This is a genomic window from Methylobacterium sp. Leaf456 (assembly GCF_001425465.1).
Taxonomy (GTDB): Bacteria; Pseudomonadota; Alphaproteobacteria; order Rhizobiales; family Beijerinckiaceae; genus Methylobacterium.
Genome location: NZ_LMQV01000005.1, coordinates 128801 through 145881 on the forward strand (window position 1 = coordinate 128801; position 17081 = coordinate 145881).

The following is a 17081-nucleotide window of genomic DNA, read 5'->3' on the forward strand; positions in this document are numbered from 1 at the left end:
CCGGACAGAAGAAAGCCGCCCGAAGGCGGCTTTCCTGCGCGTTAGAGCATCGTCCCGAAAGGTGGTTTCCGGCTTTCGGAAAAAGACGATGCTCTAGAGAGGTCTGACGGCGATCAGGACTTGGTCTTGAGGTAGGCGATGATGTCGTCGACCTTCTTCTCGTCCTTGATGCCGGGGAACACCATCTTGGTGCCCGGAACCTTCTTCTTCGGGTCGGTCAGCCACTCCTTGAGGTTGGCCTCGTCCCAGGTGATGCCGGAGTTCTTCAGCGGCTCGGAGAAGGCGTAGCCGTCGCGGCCCTGGCCGGCCTTCTCGCCGACGATGCCCTTGAGCTGCGGGCCGACGCCGTTCTTCTCGAAGTTGTGGCAGGACTTGCAGGGCGCAAACGCCTTCTCGCCGGCGGCGGCATCGCCCTCGGCCTGGGCGGCGACGGGCAGCAGCAGCGCGAAAGCGGCGCCGAGGATCAGATGACGCATCGTGGGTTTCCTCCATGGGTGCGGCCGGTTCGCGGCGCGCGTGTGCAGAGGTTTCGTTCCTGAGACGGACCCGCACCGCTCTGCGATGATGCGGGATCCTGGACTTCGCTCACCCCCTGCACGGTCCGAGCGAAGCCGGGAAAGCCCGGCCATTCGGCCGGGCCTCCGATTCGAATGAAATCAGGACTTGGACTTGAGGTAGGCGATGACGTCCTCGACCTTCTTCTCGTCCTTGAGGCCCGGATAGGCCATCTTGGTGCCCTTGATCTTGTTGGAGGCCGGGCCGATCAGCCATTCCTTGAGGTTGGCCTCGTCCCAGGTGACCCCGGAATCCTTGACTGCCTGCGAGTAGCTGTAGCCCTCGGCCGAACCGGCCTTGCGGCCGACCACGCCCTTGAGGCTCGGGCCGACGCCGTTCTTCTCGAAGTTGTGACAGGCCTTGCAGGGCGCGAACGCCTTCTCGCCGGCGGCAGCGTCGCCCTCGGCCTGAGCAGCGATCGGCATCAGCACCGCGAGGGCGGCGCCGAGGATGAGGTGACGCATCGTGTTCTTTCCTCCGTGGGAGCGGCGTCGCCGCCCCGCATGCGGCAGCGCTTTCCTGCCTTAGAACAGATATAGACTAAGCTGTGCCACCGTCCAGTCGAGCTGACACCGTCTAACGCGTGTCACGCCGTTTCCGGTTCCGCGCCCTTGCGGCGGTGGAGCGCCGTGCGTCGCGCCGGGTTTCGCGCTAGATTCCCCTCATTCACGGTGCGCCCGATCCTCGCAGGGCGCGGCTGAAGCGGCGCTGAAGATCCGCGCGGCCGGCCCGGCGAGACCCCGATCCGCGACACCGGCCCCAACCCGAGGAGACGCCGCCCATGTCGATCGCCTTTCCCGTCCCCGATGCCGGCGTGGTCGCCCGCCGCGAGGCCATCGTCGAAGGGCTCGCCGCCCTCGTCGCGCCGGAGGCCCTGGTGACGACGGAGGACGAGCGCCGCGCCTTCGAGACCGACGGGCTCACCGCCTACCGCAAGATGCCGCTGGCCGTCGTGCTGCCCTCGACCACCGCGGAGGTCTCGGCGGTGATGGCGTTCTGCCACGCCAACGGCGTGCCCGTGGTGGCGCGCGGCGCCGGCACCTCGCTCGCGGGTGGGGCCATCGCCCAGGAGGACGCGATCATCCTCGGCGTTGGCAAGATGACCCGCATTCTCGATCTCGACTTCCCCAACCGCACCGCGCGGGTCGAGGCCGGCATCACCAACCTCGCGATCTCGGGCGCGGTGGCGCACGAGGGCTTCTTCTACGCCCCCGACCCGTCGAGCCAGCTCGCCTGCACCATCGCGGGCAACATCGCCATGAACTCCGGCGGCGCCCACTGCCTGAAATACGGCGTGACGACGAACAACCTCATGGGCGTCACGCTGGTGACCAACGACGGCACCGTGGTCGAACTCGGCGGCCAGCATCTCGACGCGCCGGGCTACGACCTGCTCGGCCTGATCTGCGGCTCGGAAGGCCAACTCGGCATCGTCACGGAGGCGACCGTCCGCATCCTGCGGGCGGCGGAGGGCGCGCGGCCGGCGCTGGTCGGCTTCTCGTCGGTGGAGGATGCCGGCGCCTGCACCGCGGCGATCATCGGCGAGGGCATCATCCCGGTCGCGATCGAGTACATGGACCGCGAGGCGATCCTGATCACCGACGACTTTTCCGGGGCCGGCTACCCGCGGGATGCGGCCGCGATGCTGATCATCGAGGTCGAGGGTTCGGACGAGGAATGCACCGACATGCTGGCCCGGATCGAGGCCATCGCGGCGCGCTTCGACCCGACCAGCATCCGCGTGTCGAAGTCGGAGGCCGAGTCGGCGGCGATCTGGAAGGGCCGCAAATCCGCCTTCGGCGCCACCGGCCGCATCTCCGACTACATCTGCATGGACGGCACGATCCCGACCGGCCAGCTCGGCCCGGTGCTGGAGCGCATCGGCGCGATCTGCGCCGAACAGGGTCTTCGCGTCGCCAACGTGTTCCACGCGGGCGACGGCAACCTGCACCCGCTGATCCTGTTCGACATCAACAAGCCCGGCGAGTTGCAGAAGGCGGAGGCCGCGGGCGACGCGATCCTCAAGCTCTGCGTCGAGGTCGGCGGCTGCCTCACCGGCGAACACGGCGTCGGCATCGAGAAGCGCGAGCTGATGCGCTTCCAGTACGCGCAGGAAGACCTCGAGCAGCAGATGCGCGTGCGCAACGTGTTCGACCCCGCCTGGCTGATGAACCCGGCCAAGGTGTTTCCGCTGGAGGGCCGGGTGGCGGCGTGAGTTTCGGCCGATGCCCCGCTACTTCTTCCACACCCGCATCGGCGACGCCGTCCTCCCCGACGAGGAGGGCGTCGAGCTGTCCGATCCCGACCATGCGTGGCGGGTCGCTCGCGCGACGATCCGCGAGAGCCTCGCCGAGGAAGCCGACACCGCCCGGTTGATGCGGGCGAGCCTGATCGTCGCGGACGCCTCCGGCGAGACGGTGTTCGAGTTTCCGTTCTCCGAGGTCGTCGCGGCGCCGCCCGAGGATGACGAGACCCGGCACTGAGCCGGAGCTTACCCCTCCGGTCCCAGCCGCTCGCAGCGGAACGCGCCGTAGCCGCTGCGCGCCAGCCGCTCGGCGAGCGCCGGCAGGAAGACCTCCGCCTCGGAGGCGAGCGTCCAGGGCGGGTTGATCACGATCAATCCGGTGCCGGAGAGCCGCGTCGGATCGTCGGGCCGCTCGATCATCAGGTCGAGGCGCAAGGCCGGCCGCTCCAGGCCCGCGTCGAGCGCGGCGGCCATGCGGTCGACTCCCGAAAGATCCTTGATCGGATACCACCCCAAAAAGATGCCGGTCGGCCACTTGCGGGCGGCTTTGAGCAGGCTTTGGCCCAGCCGGTCGATCTCGCCGCGCTCCTCGTAGGGCGGGTCGATCAGCACGAGGCCGCGGCGTTCCGGGGGCGGGATCAGGGCGTTGAGCGCGGTCCAGCCGTCGAGATGCAGCACCTTGGTGCGGGAATCGCTGGCGTAACGCTCGGCCAGCGCTTCGGCATCGACAGGGTGGAGTTCCACGAACACGCCCTTGTCGCCCGCCCGCAGGGCCTCACGGATGATCGCGGGCGAGCCCGGATAGGTGGTGGCGCCGTAGCGCGCCCGGACATCGGCGACCGCCGCGCGATAGGGGGCGAGCAGCGCTTCGATCTCGGGGGCGAAGGGCGCATCGAGCCGGCCGATCCCGTCGTGCCACTCGCCGGTGCGCCCGGCCTCGTCGGCGTCGAGATCGTAGAGGCCGATCCCCGCATGGGTGTCGATGGCGCGGTAGGGCTTGGCCTTGGCGGCGAGATGCGCGAGCACGCGGGTCAGCACGAGGTGCTTGAGCACGTCCGCGAAATTGCCGGCGTGGAAGGCGTGACGGTAGTTCAGGGCGGGCTCTCCGGGCGTCGAGCCCGCCGCTTATCAGGAAAGCACCGTCCGCGTGAGAGCATCGGCGTTGCCCGAAAGCCGATGCCCACCTTTCGGGCCGATGCTCTCGTTCTTGTGCCGCATCGGCTTTGCCCGAAAGCCGGTGCCCACCTTTCGGGCCGATGCTTCAGCGCGCCGCCTCGATCGTCACCTCGCCGGCGCGGCAATTCTGGCGCGCCACCTCGGGGCAGGGGGTGAAGCCGCGCAGGTCCTTCGAGAAGCAGATCCGCACCTCCTGCAACTGCCCGCGGCGGCAGGTCACCGCCATCATGTCCGGGCGCAGGCCCTTGTTGGCGGCGACGAACTGGCGGGCGATGTCGATCGGCGCGGCGCGGATCGTGCCGTCCGGCTTATTGAGCGCGTCGGGGATCGTCACCGCGGTGCGGGCGGTCTTCACGGCCTTGAAGTAGGCGAGCGGATCGAGGCCCGAGCAGGTGCCGTGGGTGCGCCATTCGTGGCGGGCCAGCCCCTCGCTCGGCATCACCTCGCCCGCGGCGTCGATGGCGTTGCGGGTGAGCGGGCGCTCGACCGCGGAGCAGTTCGAGGGGAAGCCGCGGTCGTATTGCGGCCACAGCCCGTGCACGACGAAGCCGAGGCCGCGGCCCGGCGCGCATTGGCCGTCGCGGTCCCGGCGCGCGCCCTCCCCGTCGCAATAGGTCGGCGACCACGACAGCGCCAGCACGTAGAAGTCGAAGGTGCCGGGCTCCCCGCCGCCGCGCCGGAACCCGCCGAAATCCTGCGCACCCGCGGCCGACGAGAGCGTCAGCCCGAGGGCGAGCGCGGCGAGGAGGCGGCGGAGCATGGCGGTCTCGGAGAAAGCGCGGGCGGTTTCCCAGACGATGCCGGGCGTGGGCCGCAAGTCAAGCGTGTGCCCGAAGCCGGCCGCGCTTTTCCGTCAGGGACGGGCCATCCGGCAGGCGGTGGCGTAGGCGTAGGCGAGGTTGCGGTCGAGACCGTGGACGCAGAACTCGACGCCCCAGGTCGCGCCGATGATGCCGAGGCTCTCGCGCACCGAGTAATCGACCTTGCGCCGCACCCCGTCCGAGGTGGTGGCGACCGCCGAGCAGTAGCGGCGCGGGATGAAGTCGACGCCGTAGGGCCGCCACGCCGTGCGCTCGATCCGCTCGTAGGAGAGGATCGTCAGCGACGAGTTCCAGAACTTCGCCTCCTTCTCGGCGAACTGGTTCGACACCTTCTCCAGCACCGACGTGTCCTGGCAGCCGGGGATGTCGGCGTCGTAGGGGAAGGTCTGCTCCTCGGCCGGCGAGATTTCTTCGCGGCCGGAGCGGGCGAAGGCCGGGTGCACGGCCGAGACCGTGACGAGGCCCAGCGCCAGGACGGCGAGGGGAAGGTTCGGGCGCATGCCGCTCAGATCCGCCTGTTGAGGATGGCGAAAGACGATGCCGGGCGGGGGCGCCAAGTCAAGCTTGCGCGAGGCGGGGTCGTCGTTTTGGCGGCCGCTGGGGTTTGGGGGGCACAGTCCTGCGGGGGCAGGGCCTCAGTAGATCGGCTCGTCCGAAGGCCCGTGCGCGGGCATCGGTTCCGCTTCGTCCTCGGCGGCCGGCGCGGCGGCCACCCGTGGGCGGGGCGGCGGGGCGGCGGCGTAGGCCGAGGGGGCCGACGGGCTCGGGCTGCGGGCGTAACGAGACGCACCACTGCGCGAAGAGGTCGGCGACACGCCGTAGGGATCGTCCTCCTCGACGTCGATCGGCGCCTGGGGGGCGGCCGGCTGGCGCGCGGGCGGGCGGGGCGTCGCCATCGGCCGCGGCGTGCCGTCGGCCGCATAGAGTTGCGATTCGAACTTCAGCAGCGGCTTGCACACGCGGCGCAGGCCCCGCGGGTCGTGGCGGGCGAGATCGACGTGGATGTGGTCGTAGTGGAACACGTTCGAGCCCGGCGCCAGCACCGTGGTGAAGCGGGCGCAGGCCCCCACGAACACCTCGCGCAGGAAGCCTTGCTCGGCCTCTGTGCCGCGCCAGCCGCCCTTGACGGTGATGACGTGGCCGTCGGCCAGCGTGAAGGACATGATGTCCACGGCGTTGCCGAAGGAATGCTCGGACAGCTTGGCGCCGACCTGATTGTTGCGTCCGCGGCAGGAATAGGAGCCGGCGTTGATCTCGGCCACCGGCACGCCGAAATAGAGGTTGGCGGCGGGCTGGATCGTGTCGGCGAGCCACGCCTCGGCCTCGGCGAGCGCCGGGCAGGCCAGCGTCATCCGCTGCTTGAGCGCGACCGTGCCGTTGCCGAGCCGGGTGACCCGGTAGGGCTGCTGCATGCCGCAGGGACCCGGCCCGTCGATCTCGCGCGCCAGCGAGACCCACGAGGTCGGTTGAACCAGCTTCCGGGCGATGCAAGCCTGCTCCGCCTGGTCGCGCCACGCCTCACGGCGCTCGAAACGGTTGATCGCGCAACCGGTGAGGCCCGCGCCGAACAGCGCCAGGGCCGAGAACGCAAACACTTTACGCCACATGAGGCTTTGATGCGGGCGAGTCCGTAAACGCGACGCTAACGATGCGGGCGGATGCGCCGCCACCGTGTCTCCTTTGCATCGGGCCTGTGGAGCGGTGTTGACAGCGGCGGCGCCCAAGCGTCACGCGGGAGGCATGATCTCGCTTCTCGATCTCCGCGCCCGCATCGAGGCGGGCCGCCTCGCGCCGGACGCCGCCATCGCCGAGGCGCGCGAAGGCATGACCCAGCGCGATCGAAACCTCGGTGCGATCCTGCGCATGGCGCCGGAGGGGCCGGTGCCGGCGGAAGGCCCGCTCGCCGGCATCGCGGTCGGCATCAAGGACATCATCGACACCGCCGACATGGCGACCGAGCACGGCTCATCGATCTACACCGGCTGGCGCCCGCGGGCCGACGCGGCGGTGGTGGCGCGGCTGCGGGCCCTCGGCGCCGTGCCGCTCGCCAAGACCGCGACCACGGCCTTCGCCGGGCTCGACCCGTGCGCGACGGTGAACCCGCACGATTCGGCGCACACGCCGGGCGGCTCGTCCTCGGGCTCGGCCGCCGCGGTCGCGGCCGGGCTGCTGCCGCTGGCGCTCGGCACCCAGACCGGCGGCTCGGTGATCCGCCCGGCCGCCTTCTGCGGGATCGCGGCGATCAAGCCCTCGTTCCGGCTGATCCCGACGGTGGGGGTCAAAACCTTCTCCTGGGCGCTCGACACGGTCGGACTCTTTGCCCGCGGCGTGCCCGACCTCGCCCGGGCGCTCGCGCTGATCGTCGAGCGGCCGGCCATCGAGACCGCGGAAGCCGGCACGCCGCGCATCGCCCTCTGCCGCCAGGAGTTCGCAGGCGAGGCCGACGCGGACGCGCTCGACGCGCTGACCCGCGCCGCGCGCGCCGCCGAGCGGGCCGGCGCAACCGTGTTCGATCTCGCGCTGCCCGAGCCCTTCGCCCGCGCCTGGGCCGCGCATCCGACCGTGCAGGATTTCGAGGCGCGCCAGGCGCTTGCCTGGGAATACGCGACGCACCGCGCCGCGCTGCCGCCGGTGCTGGGGCCGCAGCTCGACCGGGCGCAGGAGCTGACCGCCGCGCAGTACGACGCGGCCCGCCGCGACGCCCACCGGGCGCGGCGCCAGCTGAAGGAAATGTTTTCCGGCTTCGACGCGATCCTGACGGTGTCCGCGGTCGGCCGGGCGCCGGCCATCGCCACCACCGGGGATGCCCGCTTCAACCGGCTCTGGACCCTGATGGGCGTGCCCTGCGTCACCGTCCCGGTGCCGGGCGACGGGCTGCCGCTCGGCGTGCAGGTCATCGCCCGCTTCGGCGACGACGGGCGGGCGCTGGCGATGGCCGGGACGATCGAGGCGGCGCTGCGGGCGGAAGGCTGACCCGGATGGACCGCGACGGCGTTGCCGCGCCCGGCCACGGCGTGACGCTCGCCGAGGCGGCCCGCGTCTGGGCCCGGATCGCGCTTCTCAGCTTCGGCGGCCCGGCCGGGCAGATCGCGGTGATGCACCGCATCCTCGTCGATGAGAAGCGCTGGATCGGCGAGGCGCGCTTCCTCCACGCCCTCTCGTTCTGCACCCTGCTCCCCGGCCCCGAGGCGCAGCAACTCGCCACCTATATCGGTTGGCTGATGCACCGCACCGCGGGCGGGCTGATCGCGGGCGGGTTGTTCGTGCTGCCCGGCCTCGTCTCGATCATGGGCCTGAGCCTGATCTATGCCGCTTACGGCGGCGTCGGGATCGTCGGCGGCCTGTTCTTCGGCCTCAAATGCGCGGTGCTCGCCATCGTGCTTCAGGCGGTGGTGCGGGTCGGCGCCCGGGCGCTGCGGAACAACGCGATGCGAATGATCGCGGCGGGCGCTTTCGGGGCCATCTTCCTGTTCGACGTGCCGTTCCCGCTGATCGTGCTGGCCGCCGGGCTGATCGGCTACGTGGGCACGCGTGCCGGCGCTAAAAGCTTCCGCGCCGGCGGCCATGGCGGCGGGGCGGAGAACGGCCTCGCCGACGCCGACAGCCTGCTCGGGCTGGGTGTGCCGGCCCATGCCCGGCCGAACCTGCGCCACACGCTGGCGCTCTCCGGCCTGTTCCTGGCGCTCTGGCTCGGGCCGGTTCTGGCGCTCGTGGTCGGGCTCGGGCCGGACCACGTCTTTAGTGCCATCGCGGTGTTCTTTTCCAAGATGGCGGTCGTCACCTTCGGGGGCGCCTACGCGGTGCTGGCCTATGTCGCGCAGGCCGCGGTCGACACCTATGGCTGGCTCAGGCCCGGCGAGATGCTCGACGGGCTGGGGCTGGCCGAGACGACGCCGGGCCCGCTCATCATGGTGACCCAGTTCGTCGGCTTCCTCGGCGCCTTCCGAGGCCAAAGCGGGCTCGATCCGTACGTCGCGGGTGTGCTCGGCGGGCTGCTCACCACCTGGGTGACGTTCCTGCCCTGCTTCCTCTGGATTTTTGCGGGGGCCCCCTACGTCGAGGCCCTGCGGGAGAACCGGGCGCTGTCGGGGGCGCTCGCCGCCATCACCGCCGCGGTGGTGGGGGTGATCCTCAACCTCGCGGTCTGGTTCGCGCTGCACCTGCTGTTTTCGGAAGTCAGCAGCCTGTATCCGGGGCTCGGGCTGCGGCTCGATCTGCCGGTCTGGTCGAGCCTGAATGGGCCGGCGCTGCTGCTCTCGGGCGCCGCGATCCTCGCCGTGTTCCGCTTCCGCGCGGGCGTGATCCCTACGCTGCTCGCGTCCTCCGCCGCGGGCGTGGGACTGCACCTCGCCGGGTTGGCCTGACGCGAACCTTTAGCCTGGATCGGCCCCTACGACGCCTTGGCGAACGGCCAGCGCGCCCGCGCCGGCGCCGTGAGATCGTCCACGAGGCCGAGGCGCAGCCGCTCCAGCCCGGCCCAGGCGATCATCGCGCCGTTGTCGCCGCACAGCGGCAGCGGCGGGGCGACGAAGCTGAGGCCCACCTCGCCGGCCTGGGCGGCGAGCGCCCGGCGGATCGCGCCGTTGGCGGCGACGCCCCCGGCCGCGACCAGCGCCGTCGGATGGCCCGCGACCGCACCGAAGCCGCGCAACGCCACCCGGACGCGGTCCACCACCACGTCCACCACCGCGGCCTGGAAGCTCGCGCAGAGGTCGGCCACGTCGCGGCTCGCGAGCGGCGCGAGGCGCTCGGCCTCGATGCGGAGCGCCGTCTTGAGGCCGGAGAGCGAGAAATCGGCCTCGCGCCGCCCCAGCATCGGCCGGGGCAGGGCGAAGCGCTCGGGATCACCCGTTTGCGCCAGCCGCTCCACCTCCGGCCCGCCGGGATAGGCCAGGCCCAGGAGCTTCGCGACCTTGTCGAAGGCCTCGCCGATGGCGTCGTCGATGGTGGTGCCGAGGCGGACGTAGTCGCCCACGCCCTTCACGGCGACGAGCTGGGTGTGGCCGCCCGAGGCCAGCAGCAGCAGGTAGGGGAAGGCGAGCCCGTCGGTGAGGCGCGGCGTCAGCGCGTGCGCCTCCAGATGGTTGACGGCGAGAAGCGGCTTGCGCGCCACCAGCGACAGGGTCTTGGCGGTGACGAGCCCGACCAGCACGCCGCCGATCAGGCCGGGCCCGGCGGCGACCGCGATGCCGTCGAGCCCCGACAGGTCGGTGCCGGCCCGCTCCAGGGCGCGGGCGATCAATCGGTCGAGCACCTCGACATGGGCGCGCGCCGCGATCTCGGGCACCACCCCGCCATAGGCCGCGTGCTCGGCGATCTGGCTCAGGATTTCATTGGACAGGATGTGTCCGCGTTCGCCCTCGTCGAGGGCGACGACGGCGGCGGCGGTCTCGTCGCAGGTCGTCTCGATGCCAAGGATTTTCATCGGGTCTCTGGGGACTCCACCCGGTACGCTGGCGTTCCGCACGTTGCGCGCTCGATCTCCGCGCGCATATTTCGACCACTCCAGACGCCGGACGCGTTCCGCCTACTGGGTGGTGACACGTCTACGCAGAAACTTCGCTTTTCGACAGGGCAAATAGGCAGTTTGTGCGCATCGGGCAGGAATGGGGGAGGTCGATGCGGATCTGGGTGTCACGGCCCGAGCCCGGCGCCGCGCGCACGGCCAAGCGCCTCGAAGGGCTGGGCCACGCCGTCCTCGTCGCGCCGGTGCTGCGGATCGCCCCGACCGGGATGCCGGTGCCGGAGGGCCCCTTCGACGGGCTGATCCTGACCAGCGGCAACGCGGTCGCCGCGACCGACGGCCTGCCGCGCGACTTGTCGGTGTTCGCCGTCGGCACCCGCACCGCCGAGCGCGCCCGGCGGGCGGGGTTTTCGCGGGTTCACTGCGCGGAAGGGCATGCGGGCGATCTCGCGGCCCTGGTCGCGGTGACGCTGCAACCGGGAAGCCGCCTGCTCCACGCCGCGGGCGAGGACCGCAAGGCGGAGCCGGCAGTGAGCCTCGCGGCGGCGGGGTTTTCCGTGACGATCTGGAGCGCCTACGCGGCGCGCGCCGCGGCGACGCTGCCGGAGGCCGCGGCGCGCGCGCTGCGGGCCGGCACGGAACTGGGGGGCGCGCTGCACTTCTCCCGCCGCAGCGCCCGCGTGGCCGCCGAATTGTGCCGGGAGGCCGGCTTGGCCGGAGCGTTTCGCGCGTTGAAGCATTACTGCCTGTCGCCCGATGTGGAAGCGGGACTGGCCGAGTTCGGAGTCGCGGCCCATTTTGTGGCGATGCGACCGAGCGAGGACGCCCTCCTCGCCGGACTTCCGCCCCCGGACCGACCGGCTCCTCCCCTCGGGGAAGAGGCGTGAGGCCCGAGGACGGTCAGCGAAACGACGGGATGGATGGCGCCGCCCGACCGCTCTATGGGAGCGCGGTGCCTCTCAAAGGTGGCGAAGGGAGCGAACGCCGGTGACTTCACCCAAGGATGGTCCGAAGCCTGCGGACAAGGGCGCGTCCCCCGCCTCTTCTTCCACGCCCAAGCCCGGCACGCCCGCTCCCGCGGGTACGCCCCAGGCCGGCAAGCCCGTCTTGACGAAATCCGAGCCGGTGAAGCCCGGCCCGACCGGCAGCAGCGCGCTGCCCGGCGGCGCCCCGTCCTCGCCCGGCACCGGCCGCCCCCAGGACGCCAAGACCGGCGAGCCGCTCAAGTCCGGCGCCACCGGCAGCAGCGCCGTGCCGCCGGTGGGCGCCAAGCCGTCCGATCCCATCAAGCCCATGGGGGCCACGTCGTCGGTTTCGTCCACCGGATCGACCCCGAGTGCCCCGTCGAGCGCGTCCGCCGCGCCCTCGAAGCCCGGCAGCGTGGGCAGCCCCGTGCCGCCGGTCGGCGGTGCGCCCAAGCCCTCCGATCCAAAGCCCTCCGAGCCGGCCAAGTCTTCGGTCGCCGCCTCCCCGACGCCGGGCACCGCCACGGCCAACACCTCCGGCGGCGCCGTGCCGCTGAAGCCCGGCGCCACCGGCAGCAGCGCCGTGCCGCCCGCGACCGCCGCCGCCAAGCCCGGAGACCTGAAGCCCGACAGCCCGGCCAAGCCCGGCCCGACCGGCAGCAGCGCCGTGCCGCCCATCGGTGCCAAGCCGTCCGATGGAAAGCCCTCCGGTACCACCACCGGCAGCCCGTCCGCGTCGGGCCCGACCCGCGTGACCGAGTCCGCCTCGCTCACCGATGGGCCGATCCTCGACATGAAGGCCAAGCGCGTCCCCGATCCGGCCGAGGCCGGCAAGGCGGGTGCCAAGGACGCGGCAAAGGACGCGGCGAAGGGCCAGACCCGTCCCGATGCCAAACCTGCGGCCGAGACGGCCAAGTCGCGGGCGGGCCTCGGTGCCGTGGCGGTCTCCGGGCTGCTCGGCGGCCTCGTCGGCGCGGGCCTCCTCTACGGCGTCACCTCGTTCCAGCGCACGGGCGATTCCCGCCTGGACAACCTCGACAAGGCGGTGGCGGGGCTGGCCACCAAGGATGCCGTGGCCGCCCTCGACAAGCGCATCGCCGCCGACGAGCAGGCGCTCAAGCCCCTGCCCGAGGCGATCAAGCGCGCGGAGGCCGCCGCCAAGACGGCCGGCGACAAGGCGCAGGAAGCCCTGCAGAAGGCCGGCTCCGCGCCTGCCGCCGCGCCCACGGGTGACGGCGCCGCCCCGGCGCCGGCCGTCCCCGCCGACCTCGCCGCCCGCCTCGACGCCCTCGACCAGCGCGTCTCGGCTCTCCAGGAGGAGCCGGCCCGCGACGGCAACGCCGAGCCGAAGGCAGTGCAGGCGCAGCCGAGCGACGGCACCGCGCTCGCCGCCCTCGACGAGCGGATCAAGACGCTCGAAGCCGTGGGCAAGGATGGAGCCCCCGCGCCCGACCTGACCCAAAAGCTCACCGCGCTCCAGGGCGAGATCGACAGCCGCACCAAGGCCAACGAGACGGCGGATGCCGGCCTCGCCAAGCGCCTCGACGAGTTGCAGAAGTCGCTGGATTCGAAGATCGTCGCGGCGACGCAGGCGGTGCAGGAGGCGACCCAGGCCGGCAAGCAGGCCGCGGAAGCCTCTCAGGCGCGCTCCGACGAGACCGTGAAGGGTCTCGACCGCAAGCTGCAAGAACAGGCCGACAAGCTCGCCACCCTCGACAAGGCGCTCGACCAGACCGCCAAGGCGGCGACGGTGCAATCGGCCCTGCGGATCGTCGCCGCCGACCGCATCGCCACGGCGCTCGATGCCGGCCAGCCCTATCCGGAGGCGCTGGCCAGCCTGCGCAGCCAGGAGCCGGCGGATTCCAAGCGCGTCGCGGCGCTCACGCCCTTCGCCGACAAGGGCGCGCCGACCCCGGCCAAGCTTTCTGCCGAGTTCCGCACCATCTCGGCCAAGATCGCGGAGGCCAAGCGCGCCGCCCAGGCCAAGGCGGTGGCCGAGAGCGGCAGCGTCGGCGACCGGCTGATGAACATGGCGAGTTCGCTGGTGCAGGTGAAGCGCGCCGACGCCCCAGCTCAGGGCCAGGGCACCGCGGGCGGCGCCGAGGGCTCGACCGCGCCGGTCCAGGCCGCCCTCGACAACAGCGACCTGTCCGCTGCGACTTCGGCCTTCGCGGCTTTGCCCGAGGAGGCGAAGGCCCAGGCCGGCGACTTCGGTGCCCGGCTGACGGCCAGGGCCGAAGCCGGCAAGGCGGCGCAGTCGCTGCTCACCGATGCCTTCACCGGCCTCCCCCCGGCGCGCTAGGACCCGCGCGCCCGATGACGGTGTTTCCGACGATGGGCCCGCGTTTCGCGTGCCCTCATTCCCTTCCTGCTTGTCCGGGCCGCGAGCGCCCGCTCGCCGTGCTTCCAAGGAGGCCCTGACCCATGTGGCGCGCCCTCGTTTTCCTGGCCCTCCTGGCCCTCGCGGCCTACGGGGCCGTGTGGATCGCCGACCATCCGGGCACCGTGAACGTCGTCTGGAACGGCTACGACGTCCAGATGAGCCTCGCCATCGCGCTGACCGGCGTGCTGGTGGCGGCGATCGTGGTCGCCGTGATCTGGGCGATCGTCACCGGCGTCATCGGCCTGCCGGCGAGCATCAGCCGCTCGACGCGTGAGCGGCGCCGCAACAAGGGCCTCGCCTCGCTTTCCCGCGGCATGATCGCGGTGGGCTCGGGCGATCCGCTCGCCGCCCGCCGCCACGCCAGCGACGCCGAGCGGCTGCTGGGCTCGCAGCCGCTGACGCTGCTGCTCAAGGCGCAGGCCGCCCAGATCTCGGGCGACCGCGACGCCGCCGAGCGCGCCTTCCGCAGCATGGCCGACGATCCCGAGACGCGGGTTCTGGGTCTGCGCGGCCTGTTCGTCGAAGCGCGCCGCCGCGAGGACGAGCCGACCGCCCGCGCGTACGCCGTCGAGGCTGCGCGGCTTGCCCCCAGCGTCACCTGGGCCAACGAGGCGGTGATGGAGGCCCATTGCGCCGATGGCGACTGGTCGGCCGCGACTGAGACGGTGGAGCGCCGCGCGCAACTCGGCCTGATGGACAAGCACGCGGCGCGGCGCCAGCGCGCGGTCCTGCTCACCGCCGCCGCGCAGAGCAACGAGGCGGGTGCTCCCGACACCGCCACCGATCAGGCGCTCAAGGCCGTCAAGCTCGCCCCCGATCTCGTGCCCGCCGCCGTCATCGCCGGGCGCCTACTGGCGCGTCGCAACGACCTGCGCAAGGCCGCCAAGATCGTTGAGGGCGCGTGGAAGTCCACGCCGCATCCCGAACTCGGGCGTGTCTATCTCAACCTGCGCACGGGCGATTCCGCCCGCGACCGCGTCGCCCGCGCCGAGACGCTGGCCAAGCTCTCGTCCTGGGACCCGGAGGCCCGGCTGGTGCTGGCCCAGGCCGCGGCCGAGGCCAAGGAGTTCGGCCGCGCCCGCGAGACGCTGGCGCCGCTCCTCGACGACCGCCCGAGCGTGCGGGTCTGCCGGATGATGGCGCGGATCGAGGCCGCCGAGCACGGCGGCGACAGCGGGCGCTCGCGCGAATGGCTGGCCCGCGCCGCCCGCGCCCCGCGCGATCCGGCCTGGGTCGCCGACGGCGTCATCTCCGAGCGCTGGGCCCCGATCTCGCCGACGACCGGGCGCCTCGACGCCTTCGTCTGGAAGACCCCGCCGGAAATCCTGGCGGCGCCTGAGGATGACGACGCCCCCGTGGCGCCGGAGCACGCCGCCCCCCGGATCGAGGCGGTCGCCCCCGCGTCCGCCGCCGCGCCGCCCCCGGCCGTGCCGGTCCCGCCGCCGACCACCGTCGAGGCCGTGCCGGCCGCAAAGCCCGGCTTCCTCGAGACCGGCGCCGGCTCCTCCGCCCCCGCGACGCCATCGGCGCCCGCTTCGACGACGGCGCCTGCGGCAACGCCTGCGCCGCAGGCCATCCCCCGCGCCCCGGTCCCACCGGGCACGCCCGTGGAGCGCCCGCGCCACATCGCCTGACAGCCCAGGGCGCCGGCAAGCGGCATCGCAGCCGTCCGGCGGCGATCGATCGGGAGCGTCACGCTCCCGCTTGCCAGAAGCCGGCGCCCCGGTTACAGCACGGCTCCCGCCGCGCGGGACCGCACCGAGCCTCGGCTCACGGCGGTTCCCGGTGGGACTCCGGAGGGGTGGCCGAGTGGTTGAAGGCGCACGCCTGGAAAGTGTGTATACCGGAAACGGTATCGCGGGTTCGAATCCCGCTCCCTCCGCCACTCTATCAGCCTAAGTGTCTTTATTAGTTCGATTTTTCGGATCGATTCGATCCGTAACCCCTCGGTTTAGCCCACATTCTGCATCGGCTTGCAGCGCACGCTACCGCACCGCGTCGGACGGGTGCCTGAGCGGACGAGATTAACGACAACGGCTCGCTTTCGTAGGATAGGGCGCCCAGCCAAGCGTTGGCGGCTTCGCCCACACGCATTCTGCAACCGTCATGCTGGACGAGTTGCTGTATCAGAACGGTTCCCTGCATCCTTTCATCATCGTCAAGGGCCGCAAGGCCCTTCCCAGCCCGCAAATCATCTAGCCATCAGGATTCCCCCATGGCCGGCCTCAAGGACAAGCGTGGCTTCATCGATAAGGACCGCCTCGATCTGTCTGAACGCAAGGCTGTCGAGTTTTGGATGAAGCGATGGGGCGTCACGCAGGACCAGCTTACGGCAGCGCATCGGAAGGTCGGCCGGATGACGAAGGATATCGCCGCCGAGTTGGGCAAGAAGCGGTAGGCGCATGCTGGCCGCAGCGGGATAGCTCGTTGGGAGATGTCGTCGCGTTTTCGGAGCAGCCTGATAATTGGTCCGGGGACGAGAAGGGGCTGCGCGTATGCCGATCAGCAGGATGGAACTCGCGGGCGCGGGCGCGCCGGAGGCGCTCGTCAAACGCATCCTACAGGCCGAGCCGAACCTTCCCGTACCTGTGCCGATCCAGGAGCTGTGCGCACGCCTCGGCATTCTCAAGATCGAGGACCTCGATACCGACGCGTTCGAGGGCGGTCTCGCGACCGACGCGAAGCGGTCCGAAGGCACGATCCTGGCCAAGCCCGGGGGCGAACCGCGTCGCCGCTTCACCATCGCGCACGAACTCGGTCACTTTCTGATGGCGCACCACGTTCCGGATCAGCCCGGTCGGTTCCTGTGCAAGAGTTCTGACCTCCTTCGCCTCACGGCGAAGGCGAGCGACCCGCGGCAGCGCAGGGAGGTCGAGGCCAACCGCTTCGCCACCCTCATGCTGATGCCCCCGCATCGGTTGCGGGCGGCCATGGCGGATTGTCGCGAGCCCGACCTGCAGCACGTTCTCGGGCTCGCGCGCGAATTCGCGGTCGGCAAGGAGGTGGCGGCTCGGGTCTACGTGCAGTACCACCCAGAGAGAATTGCCATCGTCGTGGCGGGCAAAGGCCGGGTGCAGCGGTGCTATCGCAGCCTCTCCTTCCCGGACGTCACCTGCGGGGTCGGCAGCCCGATCCCGACGGGCTCGCTCTATCACAGCACTCCGCATCGGCCGAACACCGCGAGTGGCATCGCCGCACGCAGTCCCGATCTCTGGATCGATGTGAAGCGCGACCTCCGCGTGCCGTCCCTCACCGAGCAGGTGTACCTTCAGCAGAATGGCTTCGCGATGATCCTGCTGCGTCTGGAACCCGTCCCTGAGGAGAGCGCGGCGGAGCGCAGGCTGGATGAGGGCTGGCGTTACCGCTTCCACTCGGGGCGACGGTAGGCAAGATTCCGTTCTGTCGGAGCAGCCCTGACGGCCCTCGAGCATCGTGCTGGATACCGTATCCGGCACGATGCTCTAAACTCTTG

The 17081-nt window shown here is 71.5% G+C and carries 17 protein-coding genes and 1 tRNA gene; 10 read left to right on the top strand and 8 right to left on the bottom strand.

From position 1 onward, the window contains the following. Positions 1-113: 113 nt before the first annotated feature. Both ASG52_RS06730 and ASG52_RS06735 read right to left on the bottom strand, forming a co-directional pair. The gene (locus tag ASG52_RS06730; protein ID WP_056240771.1) at positions 114-476 is read right to left on the bottom strand and encodes a c-type cytochrome; all 363 of its coding nucleotides are present in this window, start codon (positions 474-476) and stop codon (positions 114-116) included. 180 nt (positions 477-656) lie between these two features. Then, on the bottom strand, positions 657-1019 hold the full coding sequence (locus tag ASG52_RS06735) for a c-type cytochrome (protein ID WP_056240773.1): 363 nt from the start codon (positions 1017-1019) through the stop codon (positions 657-659). A 317-nt stretch (positions 1020-1336) separates the two neighbouring features. Between ASG52_RS06735 and ASG52_RS06740 the strand changes: the two genes are divergently transcribed. Continuing rightward, positions 1337-2770, top strand: coding sequence for an FAD-linked oxidase C-terminal domain-containing protein (locus ASG52_RS06740; RefSeq protein WP_056240775.1), 1434 nt, complete (start codon positions 1337-1339; stop codon positions 2768-2770). Between the two features lie 10 nt (positions 2771-2780). Then, positions 2781-3038 (top strand): DUF6894 family protein, encoded by a 258-nt coding sequence (locus ASG52_RS06745; protein WP_056240778.1) that lies wholly within the window; start codon positions 2781-2783, stop codon positions 3036-3038. Positions 3039-3046: 8 nt separating this feature from the next. Here ASG52_RS06745 and ASG52_RS06750 read toward each other — a convergent pair whose 3' ends face one another. The 4 genes from ASG52_RS06750 to ASG52_RS06765 form a co-directional block, all read right to left on the bottom strand. Continuing rightward, on the bottom strand, positions 3047-3853 hold the full coding sequence (locus ASG52_RS06750; RefSeq protein WP_082552401.1) for a 23S rRNA (adenine(2030)-N(6))-methyltransferase RlmJ: 807 nt from the start codon (positions 3851-3853) through the stop codon (positions 3047-3049). 208 nt (positions 3854-4061) lie between these two features. Continuing rightward, entirely contained in the window at positions 4062-4736 is a 675-nt protein-coding gene (locus ASG52_RS06755; protein ID WP_056240872.1) for a ribonuclease T2 family protein, read from the bottom strand. Between the two features lie 93 nt (positions 4737-4829). Beyond that, a complete protein-coding gene (locus ASG52_RS06760) occupies positions 4830-5297 on the bottom strand; it encodes a hypothetical protein (RefSeq protein WP_056240783.1) in 468 nt (155 codons plus the stop codon). Positions 5298-5432: 135 nt separating this feature from the next. Further along, positions 5433-6404: an extensin-like domain-containing protein gene (locus ASG52_RS06765; protein ID WP_056240786.1), complete on the bottom strand. Its 972-nt coding sequence runs from the start codon at positions 6402-6404 to the stop codon at positions 5433-5435. Positions 6405-6537: 133 nt separating this feature from the next. Between ASG52_RS06765 and ASG52_RS06770 the strand changes: the two genes are divergently transcribed. Both ASG52_RS06770 and chrA read left to right on the top strand, forming a co-directional pair. Further along, positions 6538-7770 (top strand): amidase family protein, encoded by a 1233-nt coding sequence (locus ASG52_RS06770; protein WP_056240789.1) that lies wholly within the window; start codon positions 6538-6540, stop codon positions 7768-7770. A 5-nt stretch (positions 7771-7775) separates the two neighbouring features. Beyond that, positions 7776-9161 (top strand): chromate efflux transporter, encoded by a 1386-nt coding sequence (gene chrA, locus ASG52_RS06775; protein ID WP_056240791.1) that lies wholly within the window; start codon positions 7776-7778, stop codon positions 9159-9161. Between the two features lie 26 nt (positions 9162-9187). On the opposite strand, the gene tsaD is transcribed toward chrA, so the two are convergent. After that, a complete protein-coding gene (gene tsaD, locus ASG52_RS06780; RefSeq protein WP_056240793.1) occupies positions 9188-10222 on the bottom strand; it encodes a tRNA (adenosine(37)-N6)-threonylcarbamoyltransferase complex transferase subunit TsaD in 1035 nt (344 codons plus the stop codon). A gap of 194 nt (positions 10223-10416) precedes the next feature. Here tsaD and ASG52_RS06785 point away from each other — a divergent pair, with 194 nt between their 5' ends. Next, the gene (locus ASG52_RS06785; protein WP_056240795.1) at positions 10417-11148 is read left to right on the top strand and encodes a uroporphyrinogen-III synthase; all 732 of its coding nucleotides are present in this window, start codon (positions 10417-10419) and stop codon (positions 11146-11148) included. A gap of 72 nt (positions 11149-11220) precedes the next feature. On the opposite strand, the gene ASG52_RS28225 is transcribed toward ASG52_RS06785, so the two are convergent. Beyond that, entirely contained in the window at positions 11221-12000 is a 780-nt protein-coding gene (locus ASG52_RS28225; RefSeq protein ID WP_162249977.1) for a hypothetical protein, read from the bottom strand. Between ASG52_RS28225 and ASG52_RS06790 the strand changes: the two genes are divergently transcribed. The 5 genes from ASG52_RS06790 (at position 11978) to ASG52_RS06810 (ending at position 16995) form a co-directional block, all read left to right on the top strand. Next, positions 11978-13528, top strand: a complete 1551-nt coding sequence (locus ASG52_RS06790) for a COG4223 family protein (protein ID WP_286158965.1) — start codon at positions 11978-11980, stop codon at positions 13526-13528. The genes ASG52_RS28225 and ASG52_RS06790 overlap by 23 nt on opposite strands. Before the next feature lie 122 nt (positions 13529-13650). Continuing rightward, the gene (locus ASG52_RS06795; RefSeq protein WP_056240801.1) at positions 13651-15243 is read left to right on the top strand and encodes a heme biosynthesis protein HemY; all 1593 of its coding nucleotides are present in this window, start codon (positions 13651-13653) and stop codon (positions 15241-15243) included. A gap of 161 nt (positions 15244-15404) precedes the next feature. Further along, positions 15405-15494 (top strand) — tRNA-Ser (locus tag ASG52_RS06800). A gap of 330 nt (positions 15495-15824) precedes the next feature. Next, entirely contained in the window at positions 15825-16007 is a 183-nt protein-coding gene (locus tag ASG52_RS06805) for a DUF3606 domain-containing protein (protein ID WP_003600567.1), read from the top strand. A 112-nt stretch (positions 16008-16119) separates the two neighbouring features. Further along, on the top strand, positions 16120-16995 hold the full coding sequence (locus ASG52_RS06810) for an ImmA/IrrE family metallo-endopeptidase (RefSeq protein ID WP_286158966.1): 876 nt from the start codon (positions 16120-16122) through the stop codon (positions 16993-16995). Positions 16996-17081 lie beyond the last annotated feature (86 nt).

Excerpts from the sequence above, each read along its gene's own strand:
- ASG52_RS06730 (WP_056240771.1), bottom strand. The coding sequence starts at position 476 with ATGCGTCATCTGATCCTCGGCGCCGCTTTCGCGCTGCTGCTGCCCGTC.
- ASG52_RS06735 (WP_056240773.1), bottom strand. The coding sequence starts at position 1,019 with ATGCGTCACCTCATCCTCGGCGCCGCCCTCGCGGTGCTGATGCCGATC.
- ASG52_RS06740 (WP_056240775.1), top strand. The coding sequence starts at position 1,337 with ATGTCGATCGCCTTTCCCGTCCCCGATGCCGGCGTGGTCGCCCGCCGC.
- ASG52_RS06745 (WP_056240778.1), top strand. The coding sequence starts at position 2,781 with ATGCCCCGCTACTTCTTCCACACCCGCATCGGCGACGCCGTCCTCCCC.
- ASG52_RS06755 (WP_056240872.1), bottom strand. The coding sequence starts at position 4,736 with ATGCTCCGCCGCCTCCTCGCCGCGCTCGCCCTCGGGCTGACGCTCTCG.
- ASG52_RS06760 (WP_056240783.1), bottom strand. The coding sequence starts at position 5,297 with ATGCGCCCGAACCTTCCCCTCGCCGTCCTGGCGCTGGGCCTCGTCACG.
- ASG52_RS06765 (WP_056240786.1), bottom strand. The coding sequence starts at position 6,404 with ATGTGGCGTAAAGTGTTTGCGTTCTCGGCCCTGGCGCTGTTCGGCGCG.
- ASG52_RS06770 (WP_056240789.1), top strand. The coding sequence starts at position 6,538 with ATGATCTCGCTTCTCGATCTCCGCGCCCGCATCGAGGCGGGCCGCCTC.
- chrA (WP_056240791.1), top strand. The coding sequence starts at position 7,776 with ATGGACCGCGACGGCGTTGCCGCGCCCGGCCACGGCGTGACGCTCGCC.
- tsaD (WP_056240793.1), bottom strand. The coding sequence starts at position 10,222 with ATGAAAATCCTTGGCATCGAGACGACCTGCGACGAGACCGCCGCCGCC.
- ASG52_RS06785 (WP_056240795.1), top strand. The coding sequence starts at position 10,417 with ATGCGGATCTGGGTGTCACGGCCCGAGCCCGGCGCCGCGCGCACGGCC.
- ASG52_RS06795 (WP_056240801.1), top strand. The coding sequence starts at position 13,651 with ATGTGGCGCGCCCTCGTTTTCCTGGCCCTCCTGGCCCTCGCGGCCTAC.
- ASG52_RS06805 (WP_003600567.1), top strand. The coding sequence starts at position 15,825 with ATGGCCGGCCTCAAGGACAAGCGTGGCTTCATCGATAAGGACCGCCTC.
- ASG52_RS06810 (WP_286158966.1), top strand. The coding sequence starts at position 16,120 with ATGGAACTCGCGGGCGCGGGCGCGCCGGAGGCGCTCGTCAAACGCATC.